This is a genomic window from Streptomyces sp. NPDC090108 (assembly GCF_044747185.1).
Classification (GTDB): Bacteria; Actinomycetota; Actinomycetes; order Streptomycetales; family Streptomycetaceae; genus Streptomyces.
This window is the reverse complement of record NZ_JBIVDQ010000004.1, coordinates 63,501-76,567: the sequence shown is the minus strand read 5'-3', so window position 1 is coordinate 76,567 and position 13,067 is coordinate 63,501. Positions and strand designations below refer to the sequence as shown.

Here is a 13,067-nt window from a genome sequence, read left to right as displayed (position 1 = left end):
GACGCGGAGTCCCCGTGAGGGCGCCGCGGGGCGGCCCGTCCGGGGTGCGGGCCGGGACGGCCCTCAGCGCAGGCGGGCCACCCGCCACACGGCGAGGACGGCGACGACGGCCACCAGCAGCACGTAGGCGAGCACGACCCGCCAGTCGGGGCGGCGGCCCGAGCCGCGCGGGGGCAGGCCGGGGAAGGTGTAGCCCACGCGGCGGGCGGCGGTCATCCCCCAGCCGGCGGCGCACGAGCAGATCAGCAGGCCCAGCATGGCGATGACGGCACCGCTGTCGCCGAAGTCGAAGGCGAGCGGGAAGGCGAACATCAGCGATCCGACCGCGGCGAGGCCCACGATGGGCGCGAGCTGCCAGATGCGCAGCCGCCGCTGCGGGCGCAGCTCGACCTCGACCTCCGGTCCGCTCGCGTACATCTCCTCGGGCGCGGGGCCGTCGGCGGTCACGCCACCCGTGATCTCGTCGAGCGCGTCCTCGGCGAGACGGTCCTCGCCGAGCGGTTCCCCCGCGGGGCCGTCTGCGTCGAGGGCGCTCCGAGCGTCCTGAGCGGGGCGCTCGTCGCCCTGTCCCGGCTCGTCACCGTCGGTGGTGACGTGCTCGGCACCCGGTGCGGTGTCACGAGGGCCGGCCTCCATCGCCACGCGCCCTCCCAACTAGGACTTCCACTGGTCGATCGAGCTCGATGATGGCACGGCGTCAGAGGCCGCGTTGACCGGCGGCGCATCCCGATGCCATGACGTGATCAGGCTGTGACCGGTCGTTCGACCAACGCCAGGGCCAGTCCGGGAAGTTCCGCGCGGTCCGCCACCGCACCACTCAGCCAGTGCACCCGGGGGTCGCGCCTGAACCAGGAATCCTGACGGCGCGCGAAGCGCTTGGTGGCGCGCACGGTCTCCGCGCGCGCCTCCTCCATCGTGCGCTCGCCCGCCAGCGCGTCGAGGACCTGCTGATAGCCGAGCGCGCGCGACGCCGTACGGCCCTCGCGCAGTCCCCGCGTCTCCAGCGCGCGCACCTCGTCCACGAGTCCCGCCTCCCACATACGGTCGACGCGGCGCGCGATGCGCTCGTCGAGCTCGGGGCGCGCCACGTCGACACCGATCTGGACGGTGTCGTAGACGGAGTCGTGGCCGGGGAGGTTCGCCGTGAACGGGCGGCCGGTGATCTCGATCACCTCCAGGGCCCGGACGATGCGGCGGCCGTTGCCGGGCAGGATGGCGCGGGCCGCGTCGGGGTCGGCGGCGGCCAGCCGGGCGTGCAGGGCGCCCGGGCCGCGCAGCGCCAGTTCCTCCTCCAGCCGGGCCCTGACCTCGGGGTCGGTGCCGGGGAACTCCAGGTTGTCGACGGCTCCGCGGACGTAGAGGCCCGAGCCGCCGACCAGGATCGGCCAGCGGCCCTCCGCCAGCAGGGCGTCGATCCGGGCGCGGGCCAGCCTCTGGTACTCGGCGACGGAGGCGGCGACCGTCACGTCCCAGATGTCCATCAGGTGGTGCGGCACACCGCCGCGCTCCTCGGGCGTCAGTTTGGCGGTGCCGATGTCCATGCCCCGGTAGAGCTGCATCGAGTCGGCGTTGACGACCTCGCCGCCGAGCCGCTGGGCCAGGAAGACGCCGAGATCGGACTTTCCGGCCGCGGTGGGGCCGACGACGGCGATGACACGGGGGGCGAGGGGTGCGCTGCTCACCCCACCAGTCTCGCAAACCCCGGGACGGCCCCTCGAACGAGTGGGGTGCCGGGGCCGTTCTCCGGGTAGCCGAAGGGGGAGGGCCGCGGTCTCCCGGTCCCGGGAGCGGTGACCCGGGTGGCGCGCGCGGACGCACCGCGTGACGCGCGATCTGGTCCACACGAGTAACGTAAGGGGTGGGAATGGGTGTTTTTGTACGGCTTCCCGGCGGGCCGGAGGCGGCTCGGGCCAGGAGTCGGCAGCACCCGGCCCCGGAGAGGTGCACGGGCACGACGGCGGGGCCGGGTACCGCGGGTACGGCCTACGACCGTCCGCGGCGGGTGTCCCCGACGGCGACAGCCCGGAGGGCCGCCCCGTACCGGACGGCGAGGACGCCCGCACTCGGCCCGCAGACAATCGTCCCGACTGTCCCGCGAGGGAAGGTGGACCAATGGGTCTCTTGGACAACATGAAGGACAAGATGTCGGACCTCGCGCGCCAGCACGGCGACAAGGTTCAGCACGGCATCGACAAGGCCGCTCAGGCCGTCGACGAACGGACCAAGGGAAAGTACAGCGAGAAGATCCACGCGGGCACGGACAAGGCGAAGGACGCCATGGACCGCCTCGCGCACATGGAGGCGACGCACCCCGGCCAGACCGCGCACACCCCGCACGCCACCCACCCGAGCGAGGCGCACGCCGAGCAGGTGCAGAACGGCGACATGACCACCCGGTCCGCCCACCCGAAGACCGGCGCGGGCGATTTCCAGCGGGACGCCAGCCACCCGGACGTGATCCCTCCGGAGAACCCGCCTCCGGCTTCCTGAACGGTGCGGCCGCGCGCCGGGTGCTCCGTGCGCCGGTGCGCGGCCCTGCCGGTACGCGCGGGCCGTCGGACGGCCGCCGGGCGGAACGGCCCGGCGGCCGTCCGTCGCACGCACGCGGTCACCCGGCCGTGCTCCGACGCCTCGGCCGCCGCCGGCCGCTCGCGACCGTCTCCGGCCCGGGCCTCTTACGACCAGGTCGCGACCATGTATCCCACGCCGTAGGGCGCGTCGTCGTACAGCAGCGCGCCGGTCAGGTCCGCGTCCTCGGCGGCGCCCGCGAGCACCTGCCAGGGGGCGCGGCCGGAGGCCTTGAGCCCGTGGGCCGGCTCGGTGCCGAGTGCCGCGAGTGCCGCCACGTCGGCGGAGCCGAGCGCGCGGGCGACGGCCGCGTCGAAGGGCGCCGCGCGCTCGTCCAGGTAGCCGGGCGCCTTGAGGGTGCGGCACGCGCTGCCGTCGCCCATCACCAGCAGCGCGACCCGCCCGGCCCGTGCGCCGGTCTCCCGGCCCGTCCGGACGCACTGCTCCGGCGCCAGCGTCTCCTCCACCGCGAGTCCCTCGACGGGGGCGTCGGCCCAGCCGGTGCGCTCCAGGAGCCACGCGCCGACGGCCAGCGGGACAGGCAGCTCAGGTCCGGGTACGGCGTCGGCGGCCGCTCCGAGCCGTACGCCGACGTCGACACCGAAGCCGTGGAAGGATCCGGCGGCACCCTGGGGATACCGGCCGGCCTCTCCCGGACCCGCCGCGCCGACGACCACGAGCAGGTCCGGACGGGAGGCGGCGAGCACGCCGAGCGCGTCGGTGCAGGCCGCGCGCGCGGCGTCCATCTCGGGTGCGGCGCCCGCGGCGACCTCGGGCACGAGGAGCGGCGGACAGGGGCAGACGGCGGCGGCGACAAGCATGATCCGCAGATTAACCCCCGCACGACGACCGGACGTCACCCACGCCACGCGACGCCCCCGCACGGGGCTGGACGTCACCCACACCACGACGACGCCCGCACGACCGGCCGACGGGACGAGCCGGTGTCGTGACGGGGCGCTACGACGGCCTGGCGGGGAACCGCGGTGGCGCGGGTCGACGGCGGAGAGCGACCGGGTTCGGCCGCCCTCCACGGACACCCTTTAGGGGGCGTCTCCCCGATCTTCGTGGGTCCGCGACGCCCCCTAGTCGCAGCCGCAGCCGGTGGTGGCGGTGGCGGCCGGCACGGGGGCCGGAGCGCCGATCGACGGCAGGCCGAGCATGACGCCGGCGGGCTTGGCCGCCTCCGCGGTGTTGCGCTTCTCCCAGGCGTCGCCCGCGCGCGTGCGGCGCACGGCGAGGACGTCGCCCTCGGCGAGAAGGTGGTGCGGGGCGGCGTAGGTGATCTCGACCGTGACCACGTCGCCGGGGCGCACCTCCTGCTCCGGCTTGGTGAAGTGGACCAGGCGGTTGTCGGGAGCGCGGCCGGAGAGGCGGTGGGTGGCGCCGTCCTTGCGGCCCTCGCCCTCGGCGACCATCAGGTCCAGGGTGCGGCCGACCTGCTTCTTGTTCTCCTCCCAGGAGATCTCCTCCTGGAGGGCGACAAGACGCTCGTAGCGCGCCTGCACGACCTCCTTGGGGATCTGGTCCTCCATGGTCGCGGCCGGGGTGCCGGGGCGCTTGGAGTACTGGAAGGTGAAGGCCTGGGTGAAGCGGGCCTCGCGCACGACGTGCATCGTCTGCTCGAAGTCCTCCTCGGTCTCGCCGGGGAAGCCCACGATGATGTCCGTGGTGATCGCGGCGTGCGGGATGGCGGCGCGGACCTTCTCGATGATCCCGAGGTAGCGCTCCTGCCGGTAGGAGCGGCGCATCGCCTTCAGGACGGTGTCCGAGCCGGACTGGAGCGGCATGTGCAGCTGCGGCATCACGTTCGGCGTCTCGGCCATGGCGGCGATGACGTCGTCGGTGAAGTCGCGCGGGTGCGGGGAGGTGAAGCGGACGCGCTCCAGGCCCTCGATGTTCCCGCAGGCCCGCAGCAGCTTGCTGAACGCCTCGCGGTCGCCGATGTCGGAGCCGTAGGCGTTGACGTTCTGGCCGAGCAGGGTGATCTCGGAGACGCCTTCGCCGACCAGGGCCTCGATCTCGGCGAGGATGTCGCCGGTGCGGCGGTCCTTCTCCTTGCCGCGCAGCGCCGGGACGATGCAGAAGGTGCAGGTGTTGTTGCAGCCGACGGAGATCGACACCCAGGCCGCGTAGGCGCTCTCGCGCCGGGTGGGCAGCGTGGAGGGGAAGGCCTCCAGGGACTCGGCGATCTCGACCTGCGCCTCCTCCTGGACGCGGGCGCGCTCCAGCAGGACGGGCAGCTTGCCGATGTTGTGCGTGCCGAAGACGACGTCCACCCAGGGCGCCTTCTTCACGATGGTGTCGCGGTCCTTCTGCGCGAGGCAGCCGCCGACCGCGATCTGCATCCCGGGACGGCTCACCTTGCGCGGCGCGAGACGGCCGAGGTTGCCGTACAGGCGGTTGTCCGCGTTCTCCCGGACGGCGCAGGTGTTGAAGACGACGACGTCGGCGTCGCCGTCCGACCCCTCGGGGGCCCGGACGTAACCGGCGTCCTCGAGCAGCCCGGACAATCGCTCGGAGTCGTGGACGTTCATCTGGCACCCGTAGGTACGGACTTCGTAGGTCTTCGGTGCTGGGACGTCCACTGCCGGGCTCCGGTCGCTGCTGATGGTCATGCCTCAAGGGTAGGCGGTAGCCGGAGCGCGCCATCCCTGCCTTCCGTATCGCCCCCTGCCCTGCCTTCCGCCCCACCTCCTCCGTGATCACCGCCCTCGGAGGCCAGCGCGGTGGACAGGGCGTCGAGGGCGGCGGGGAAGGCGCGCTCGGAAGGGGCCGCGAAGCCGATCAGCAGGCCCTGCGGACGGCCGGCGGGGTCGTGGTGGAGTTCCGTGAGGCCCCGCAGGGCGACGCCGTGGCGGGTGCACCGGGCGAGGAGTTCCGCCTCGGCCGGGCCGTCGCCGGGGAGGGTGACGAGGGTGTGGAGGCCGGCGGGAACGCCGTGGGCGGTGAATCCGGGGCGGTCGGTCAGCCGGGCGAGGAGGAGTTCGCGGCGCCGCCGGTAGCGCTGACGGGTCGCGCGGATGTGGCGGTCGTACGCGTGCGTGCCGATCAGGTCGGCGAGGACGAGCTGTCCCAGCGTCTCGTTGTACAGGTCGGCCCGCAGGCGGGCCCGCGTCACCGGTCCGACCAGGTGGGACGGCAGGACCAGCCAGGCCAGCCGGAGGGCGGGACCGAGGGTCTTGGACACGGTGCCGCAGTAGACGACGTGCTCGGGTGCCGTGCCCTGGAGGGTGCCGACGGGCCGGCGGTCGTAGCGGTACTCGCCGTCGTAGTCGTCCTCGACGATCAGGCCGCCGGTGGAACGCGCCCAGGCGCACACGGTCCGGCGGCGGCCCGGATGCAGGGGAACGCCGGTCGGGTACTGGTGTGCGGGGGTGAGGAACACCGCGCCGGTCTCCTGTGTCAACGCCTCGACGCGGGCGCCGCGGTCGTCGACGGGCAGGGCGGTGGTGGCCAGTCCGGAGCGCTGGACGACCGCGCGGAAGACGTTGTGGCCGGGGTCCTCCACGGCCGCGGTGCGCGTGCCGCCGGCGGCCAGTACGCCGCTGAGCAGGCTGAGCCCCTGGTAGTAGCCGGAGGTGATCACGATGCGGTCCGGGCTGGTGATCACGCCGCGTGTGCGGCCCAGGTAGTCGGCGAGGGCCTGCCGCAGTTCGGTCCTGCCCTGCGGGTCTCCGGCGCCGAAGACCTCGGGACGGGCGTGCGTGAGGACGCGGCGGGTGGCGGCGAGCCAGGCCCGGGCGGGGAAGGCGCTGATGTCGGGGAGCCCGGGACGCAGGTCGTGGCGGGGAGCGGACGGGGCGGTCGCGGGAGGCACCGCGGCCCGCGCGCCCCGCGGCACCCCGGCGACCCTGGTGCCGGATCCGGGCCGCGTGGTGAGGTGCCCCTCCTCGACCAGCTGGCCGTAGGCCGCGCTGACGGTGCCCCGGGAGAGCCCGAGTTCCCCGGCCAGGCCGCGGGTGGACGGCAGGAGCGTCCCGGCGGGCAGGCGTCCCTGCCGGATCGCCGTCCGCAGCGCGGACTCCAGACCGGAGCGCCGCCCGGCCGCGGTGTCCAGGGAGATGTGCAGGTCCAGTCGCGAACTGGACCAGGAATTCGGCATGGAACCGGATCTTATTCACCGGCCGGAGGCCGCCTAGGTTCGAGTCGGCGGGTCCGAACGACGTGACCAGGCAGTGAAGTTCGGCCGTGTCCCGCGCATCTCGACGAGAGGACCGAAGCAGTGATCGTGATCGCTCATCTCAGTGACATCCACATCGACGAGGAACCCCGCAGCGCCGCGCGCACCCGGGCTGTCATGGACTACCTGGAGGGCCTCCCCCACGACCTCGACGCGGTCCTGGTCACCGGAGACATCGCCGACCACGCGCTGCCGGCCGAGTACGAGCGGGCCCGGCGGCTGCTGACCTCGCGGCACCCGGTCCTGGTCTGCCCCGGCAACCACGACGGGCGGGCGGCGTTCCGGGAGTTCCTGCTGGGGCAGCCGCCGTCGGCGGAACCCGTCGACCAGGTGCACCGCGCCGACGGCTTCGTCCTCGCCCTGTGCGACTCCTCGGTGCCGGGCAAGAACGAGGGCTTCCTCGCGGACGAGACCCTGGCGTGGCTGGACGACGTCCTCACCCGGACACCGGACGGTGTGCCGGTGCTGGTCGCCTTCCACCACCCGCCGGCCCTCCTGCACATCCCCTTCGTCGACGGCATCCGGCAGTTCGGTGAGGAGCGCCTCGCGGCTCTGGCGGCCCGTCACCCCCGGCTCACGGCCTTCCTGTGCGGACACGCGCACACCCCGGCGGCGACCACCTTCGCCGGGCGGCCGCTGCTGGTGGCGCCCGGCGTGGTCTCCACGGCCCGGCTGCCCTGGGAGCACCGGGCGCATCCCCAGGACCACGTCCACCTCGACCAGCCGCCCGCCCTCGCTTTCCATGTCCTCGACGACGAGGGAAGGCTGACCACCCATTACCGGACCGTCGTCGCCTGAACGCACGCTCCGCCGTCGCGTGAGCCAGTCGGCGGAAACATCTGCCGGTCACCCGTGCGGCCGACGAGCGATCCGTATTCCCCTGCCTACCCTGTGAGCGAATCGGCGAGGGAAGGCGTGGACGGGGCCGCGCCTTCCCTCGCCCATGGCCGGAAACTCCGGGCGGCGGTCATCACCATGGGGAGATCACGCATGAATGACCAGCAGAATTCCACCGAGGTGCCTCGGCGCCAATTCGTCGCGCTGTCGGGTGCCGTCGGCGCGGCGGCGCTCCTGACCGGTGCGGCATCGGCCGGGAGCGCGGCCGCGGACCCCGGGCCGGTCTACGGGGACACCCCGGTCGCCACCTGCCCCACCTCGCCTCCCGGATCGGGCGCGAGCCCCTGCCCGCCCGCCCAGTTCCAGCCCCTGTGCGGCCGGCCCACCGACAACGACCCGCTGTGGAACGACGTGCAGTACTGCACGACCGGAAAAGTGCCGCCGCCGTCCCAGGGAAAGCCCGACTGTCTGAAGACGACGCCGGATTACGTCGTACTGCACGGCAAGCCCGAGAACACGCACAATTACCTGCTGGTGCCCAGCTGCCGGATCACGGGAATCGAGTGTCCTTTCCTGGAGACTTCCGGCGTGGAGAACTACTGGAACGACGCATGGGAGAACGCGCGGAGCGGAGGCAGCGTTCCCGTGCGGTACGCCGACATCGGGCTGGGGATCAATTCCCAGGGCGCCCGGCGTCTGCATCAGTTGCACATCCACATGGCGGGCATCCGGCCGAGCACGCAGCGGCGGCTGCAGGAACTCGAGACCATGGGCCGCATGGCCACCCAGCCGTCGCACTGGAACGACCCCGGCAACCAGGCCCCCATCTCGGGCCCCCAGGGCTCCGGCGATCGCACGTACCGCATTCTCAGACTGCCTGACCTCCAGCAGAACCTCTTCGCGCTGCTGTACCGGTACGTGGTGGTGCCGAGCGGCCTGAACATGGCGGACCAGACCCTGATCGTGGTGCCGAAGATGACGGCCGCCGGGTTCGCCGGCTCCTTCTACGTCCTCAGCAGCGACACCTCGCTCCACGGCGGCACGAGCACCTGCGACTACCTGCTCGTGTACACGTAGGAGACCTCGCCGGGCCGTCCCGTCGCACACGCGCCCTCACCCCGGCGGCCGGCGCCGGCCGCCGGCCCGGCGTGCGGGGTCATCCTCCGGCCCGGCGTGCGGGCTCGCTCCCCGGGCAGGCATGCGGGCTCGCCCTCCGGCTGCCCGGTGATCCGGGTTCCCCCTCAGGCGAGTTCCGCGGCCGCCAGCCAGGCGGCCGGAAGGGGGCCCACGGCGCGGCCGTGGCCGATGCGGGGGTCGTCGCCCGCGTGGACCCTGGCGCGCCAGCCGTGGCCGCCGAGCCACTCCTCGATGTCGTCGCGCGCGGAGAGCCATCGGGCGCCCTGCTCCTCGGTCCGTTCGCGCAGGGGTGTGCCCTCCTCCCCGAGCATGACCTCGTTGAGGTGCTCCAGCATGAACCGGCTGCCCGGTGCGGACAGTTCCGTGAGGTCCGCGAGGAGCGCCTCCCCCTCCGCATCCGTCAGGTACATCAGCAGCCCCTCGACCAGCCAGACCGTCGGCCGCGACGGGTCGAACCCCGCGGCCCGCAGGGGCGACCGCCAGTCCTCGCGCAGATCGGCGGCGACCCCGTGGCGCTCGCACGCCAGGGGCAGTCCGGAGCCGGCGAGGAGGGCGTCCTTGAACCGCGTCATGCCGGGCAGATCCACCTCGAACCAGCGGGTCCCGGCCGGCAGGTCCAGCCGTACGGTGCGACCGTCCACCCCCGCGGCCAGTGTGACGATCTGGCGGATCCCGGCGCCGGTCCCGGCGAGGATCCCGTCGTCCAGGAACCGCGTGCGCACCGAGAAGTACGCGGAGAAGCCGGCCGCACCCTCGTGGGCCCGCTCGATCCCCTCGGTCACGTGGGCCAGCACCGGATCCTCCGACAGCGCCGAGAGCATCGCGGCCGCCAGCGGGTCCCGGAAGAGCGCGTCCGGCCGCTCGCTCTCCACCCGGCGCAGACAGGCCACGAAGAGCGCGGTCCGGTCGACCCCGGCGGATGACGTCCTCGGCTCCACGGCGGCATCCTCCCCAGAACGTTGTCTGCGCGGCGGACGGACGGGATCCGCACGCCGGCTCACCGAGCGGGACCCGCGCGCCGGCTCACCGAGCCGGATCCGCACGCCGGCTCACCGGGCAGGACCCGCGCGTCGGCTCACCGGGCAGGACCCGCGCGTCGGTTCATCGGGCATGAACAGTCACGCACGGTCCGGGCGCGGTCAAGAGGGTCCGCGCACACCGCCGGCGCCCCCGGCCCCCGCCCGGCGGGACAACCGCGGGTCTCAGCCGGCCGGCCGCTGGGAGTCGACCATCAGCTGGAGCAGGTCCCGCAGGCCGCGCCGCTGCTCCTCGTCGAGGGCCACCAGCGGGTCGGCCGCGAAGCGCAGGGCGGCGCGCAGATCCTTGACGACGTCCCGGCCCGCGTCGGTGGCGGCGATCCGCTTGATCCGGCGGTCGTTGGGGTCGGGGACACGTTCGACCAGGCCACGGCCCTGCAGCCGGTCGACCATGCCGGTCAGGTTGGACGGGTCGGCGAACACCCGCTCGGCGAGCCTGCGCATGGGAAGCGGCTCGTCCAGGGCGAACAGCACCTTGACCTGCTGCGGAGTGAGTCCGTGCCGGGAGGAGGCGGTCTCGTACTCGCGCTTGTAGAGGTCGGTGATCTTCGCGAAGAGGGCGATCACCTCGGCGGTGAGCGGGTCCGGGGTGTCCATGGCCGGATTCTAGTCCTTTCAGCTGGATGGCCACCACCATGGTTGACAATAATGGTGGTAGTCCATAACTATTTAGAACCAGCACCGGGGCTCCTGCGGCACCGGGCATCCCATGAAAGGCAGCCAGCCATGCCCTCTCCCGTCGTTCTGATCACCGGCACCTCCTCCGGCATCGGCCTGGCGACCGCCATCGCCGCCGCCCGTGCCGGCTGGACCACGGTCGCCACCCTCCGCGACACCGGCCGGGCCGGTGCCCTGCGCGAGGCCGCGGACCGGGCCGGGGTCACGCTGGACATCCGGCAGCTCGACGTCACCGACCCGGACTCGGTGACGGCCGCCGTCGAGGGTGTCGTCGCCGACCACGGCAGGCTCGACGCGCTCGTCAACAACGCCGGCGCCGGCCATGTCGGCACCATCGAGAACGAGTCCGTCGACGACGTACGGCAGGTGATGGAGGTCAACTTCTTCGGCGTGGTGCAGACCACCAAGGCCGCGCTGCCGCACCTGCGCGCGTCCGGCGGCAGGCTGATCACCGTCAGCTCGGTGGGCGGGGTGATCGGCCAGCCGTTCAACGAGGCCTACTGCGCCGCCAAGTTCGCGGTCGAGGGCTTCATGGAGAGCCTCGCCCCGGTGGCCGCCAAGCTCGGCGTGACCGTGTCCGTCGTCGAACCCGGCGCGGTGGCGACGGAGTTCGTCAACAACATCGGCGTCGACCCGGCCGACGCGATCGCCGCCGCGGGCGCCTACGAGGAGACCCTGAAGAACTACCTCACCCACATCCTGGGCCAGTTCGCGGGCGGCGCGCAGACCCCCGAGGAGGCCGCCGTCACCGTGCTGGAGGCCCTCACCGCCGAACGGCCCGCCTTCCGCCTCCAGACCTCCGACTGGGCGCGCGCCTTCACCGGCACCAAGCTCGCCGACAACGACGGCTCCGCCACCGTCGGGATGACGGGGTCCTGGCTCGGCTGACACGGAGAGCGGCGGCCCGGCCCGGCCGCCGTCCCGCCACCCGCCGTACGGGGGTGGCAGGACGGCGGCCGGGCCGTCGCGCTGCCGGGACACGGCTCCCGGAAAGCCCCGGGACCGGCCGGGAGGCCGGGGGGCCCGGGGGCCGGGAGGCCGGGGGCCGGGGGCCGGGGGCCGGGAAGCCGGGAGGGGCCGGGAGGCCGGAGGCCGCGGGCCGCGAGCCCCGGGGATCACCGTCCCCGCAACGCGCTCGCCGTCTCCCCGGTGCGCTCGCGGAGCAGGACGCGCAGGGTGTTGGCGTGTTCGTAGCCGACCTTGCGGGCGATGACGTCCAGCGGCAGGCCGGTGGTCCGCAGCAGATGCGCGGCGCGCTCGACACGGAGGTCCCGGACGAAGGCGAGGGGCGACTTGCCGAGCGTGCGGCTCACCGCCCGCTGGAGGGTGCGTTCGCTGACCCCGATGGCCCGTGCCCCCTCGGCGATGGAGAGGGGCTCGTCGAGGTGGACGCGGGCCCAGCGCTCGAAGGCCGCGACGGTCGGATCGCTCTGCGCCAGCGCCTCGGCGATGGTGTACGCCGCCTGCGACGGCCGCTCGTCCACGACCAGATAGCGGGCGACCAGGTCGGCCACGGCGGGACTGCCCGTCCGTACGACCGCGAGGGCGAGGTCGACGTGCCCGAACGCCGCGCCGGCGGTGGTCACGCCCTCGGACGTGGTGACCATGCGGCTCTCGTCGACCGTCACCGCCGGGTAGCGCTTCCTGAAGTACGGCGCGAGCCACCAGCTCGTCGTGGCGCGGCGCCCGTCGAGGATCCCCGACTCGGCCAGCAGGAACGTGCCCGTGCAGGCGGAGGCGACGGGAACGCCCGCCGCGCGCGTCGCGGCCACGAGACGCCGTACGGGCAGCGCGTCCGGGCCCGAGACGTGCGCGATCAGCGCGTCCGGGCGCCGCTCGGCCAGGGCGGGCACCACGAGCAGGTCCGCCCCCTCGGCCGCTCCCGCGGGCAGTGTCTGGACCAGGTGCCCGGCACCCGTGCGGATCCGGCGCCGGAACCCGATCGTCGAGACGTCCCAGGCGGGTGGCGGCTGCGGCAGCTCGCCGCGCATGGCATTGGCCCCGGCGAGCACGTCGAGGAGGGCGGCCAGTCCGGAGTCGAAGACACCGTCGTAGGCGAGTACGGCTACACGCATGGCGGAAACGATATCGGATGCGTCGTTTCCGCCACTGGGCGCGATCCGGGGACGCCCATAGATTCGTGGATGTCCGGACGAGACCGGATGGTGCCCGGCACCGGCCGCCGTCGGCCTCACGAGGACGCCGGCCGCCGTAGGTCTCACGAGGACCAGGACGGCCGACGGCGGCCGGAGCGCGGCGGCCCACGTCGCGGCCCGCCGCGTCCCGTCCCTCTCACCACCACGAAGACACGACATCGGAGATCACCATGGCAAAGCTCGGACTGCTCGCCCGTATCGAGGCCAAGCCGGAGTACGCCGACAAGGTCGAGGCCCTGCTGCGGGACGCGCTCGAGCTCGCACGGGCCGAGGAGCACACGGTCACCTGGTTCTCCTTCCGCCAGGGGCCCACCACCTTCGGCGTCTTCGACACCTTCGAGGACGAGGAAGGCCGCCAGGGGCACCTCCGGGGCGCGATCGCCGCCGCCCTGATGGACGCCGCCGGAACCATGCTGGCCGAGGCGCCGGACATCCGGCCCGTCGACCTGCTGGCGGTCAAGCTCCCCTGAC

General features: G+C 73.5%; 13 protein-coding genes. 5 read left to right on the top strand and 8 right to left on the bottom strand.

The window, feature by feature from the left end:
• Positions 1 to 63: 63 nt before the first annotated feature.
• Both ACIPRD_RS15485 and miaA read right to left on the bottom strand, forming a co-directional pair.
• Entirely contained in the window at positions 64 to 636 is a 573-nt protein-coding gene (locus ACIPRD_RS15485; RefSeq protein ID WP_356407007.1) for a hypothetical protein, read from the bottom strand.
• Positions 637 to 743: 107 nt separating this feature from the next.
• Complete coding sequence (gene miaA / locus ACIPRD_RS15480; RefSeq protein ID WP_356406825.1) at positions 744 to 1,682, bottom strand: tRNA (adenosine(37)-N6)-dimethylallyltransferase MiaA; 939 nt, start codon at positions 1,680 to 1,682, stop codon at positions 744 to 746.
• 430 nt (positions 1,683 to 2,112) lie between these two features.
• Here miaA and ACIPRD_RS15475 point away from each other — a divergent pair, with 430 nt between their 5' ends.
• Positions 2,113 to 2,490, top strand: coding sequence for an antitoxin (locus ACIPRD_RS15475; RefSeq protein WP_401563281.1), 378 nt, complete (start codon positions 2,113 to 2,115; stop codon positions 2,488 to 2,490).
• A gap of 185 nt (positions 2,491 to 2,675) precedes the next feature.
• Here the strand turns inward: ACIPRD_RS15475 and ACIPRD_RS15470 are convergent, their stop codons facing one another.
• From ACIPRD_RS15470 to ACIPRD_RS15460, 3 genes are all read right to left on the bottom strand, one after another.
• The gene (locus ACIPRD_RS15470; RefSeq protein ID WP_401563279.1) at positions 2,676 to 3,389 is read right to left on the bottom strand and encodes a class III extradiol dioxygenase subunit B-like domain-containing protein; all 714 of its coding nucleotides are present in this window, start codon (positions 3,387 to 3,389) and stop codon (positions 2,676 to 2,678) included.
• Between the two features lie 264 nt (positions 3,390 to 3,653).
• On the bottom strand, positions 3,654 to 5,186 hold the full coding sequence (gene miaB, locus ACIPRD_RS15465; RefSeq protein WP_401563276.1) for a tRNA (N6-isopentenyl adenosine(37)-C2)-methylthiotransferase MiaB: 1,533 nt from the start codon (positions 5,184 to 5,186) through the stop codon (positions 3,654 to 3,656).
• Positions 5,183 to 6,673: a PLP-dependent aminotransferase family protein gene (locus ACIPRD_RS15460; protein WP_401563273.1), complete on the bottom strand. Its 1,491-nt coding sequence runs from the start codon at positions 6,671 to 6,673 to the stop codon at positions 5,183 to 5,185. The genes miaB and ACIPRD_RS15460 overlap by 4 nt, the downstream gene beginning before the upstream one ends.
• A gap of 120 nt (positions 6,674 to 6,793) precedes the next feature.
• Here ACIPRD_RS15460 and ACIPRD_RS15455 point away from each other — a divergent pair, with 120 nt between their 5' ends.
• Positions 6,794 to 7,549: a metallophosphoesterase gene (locus ACIPRD_RS15455; RefSeq protein WP_401563271.1), complete on the top strand. Its 756-nt coding sequence runs from the start codon at positions 6,794 to 6,796 to the stop codon at positions 7,547 to 7,549.
• 192 nt (positions 7,550 to 7,741) lie between these two features.
• Complete coding sequence (locus tag ACIPRD_RS15450; protein WP_401563268.1) at positions 7,742 to 8,665, top strand: CDP-diacylglycerol diphosphatase; 924 nt, start codon at positions 7,742 to 7,744, stop codon at positions 8,663 to 8,665.
• Positions 8,666 to 8,829: 164 nt separating this feature from the next.
• On the opposite strand, the gene ACIPRD_RS15445 is transcribed toward ACIPRD_RS15450, so the two are convergent.
• On the bottom strand, positions 8,830 to 9,663 hold the full coding sequence (locus ACIPRD_RS15445) for an SAM-dependent methyltransferase (protein ID WP_356406843.1): 834 nt from the start codon (positions 9,661 to 9,663) through the stop codon (positions 8,830 to 8,832).
• Between the two features lie 264 nt (positions 9,664 to 9,927).
• Positions 9,928 to 10,359, bottom strand: coding sequence for a MarR family transcriptional regulator (locus ACIPRD_RS15440; RefSeq protein WP_356406846.1), 432 nt, complete (start codon positions 10,357 to 10,359; stop codon positions 9,928 to 9,930).
• Between the two features lie 129 nt (positions 10,360 to 10,488).
• Here ACIPRD_RS15440 and ACIPRD_RS15435 point away from each other — a divergent pair, with 129 nt between their 5' ends.
• Positions 10,489 to 11,328, top strand: a complete 840-nt coding sequence (locus ACIPRD_RS15435; RefSeq protein WP_401563264.1) for an SDR family oxidoreductase — start codon at positions 10,489 to 10,491, stop codon at positions 11,326 to 11,328.
• Between the two features lie 227 nt (positions 11,329 to 11,555).
• On the opposite strand, the gene ACIPRD_RS15430 is transcribed toward ACIPRD_RS15435, so the two are convergent.
• Positions 11,556 to 12,515, bottom strand: coding sequence for a GlxA family transcriptional regulator (locus ACIPRD_RS15430; RefSeq protein WP_401563261.1), 960 nt, complete (start codon positions 12,513 to 12,515; stop codon positions 11,556 to 11,558).
• Between the two features lie 251 nt (positions 12,516 to 12,766).
• Between ACIPRD_RS15430 and ACIPRD_RS15425 the strand changes: the two genes are divergently transcribed.
• On the top strand, positions 12,767 to 13,066 hold the full coding sequence (locus tag ACIPRD_RS15425) for a putative quinol monooxygenase (protein WP_401563258.1): 300 nt from the start codon (positions 12,767 to 12,769) through the stop codon (positions 13,064 to 13,066).
• The last annotated feature ends 1 nt before the right edge of the window (position 13,067 follow it).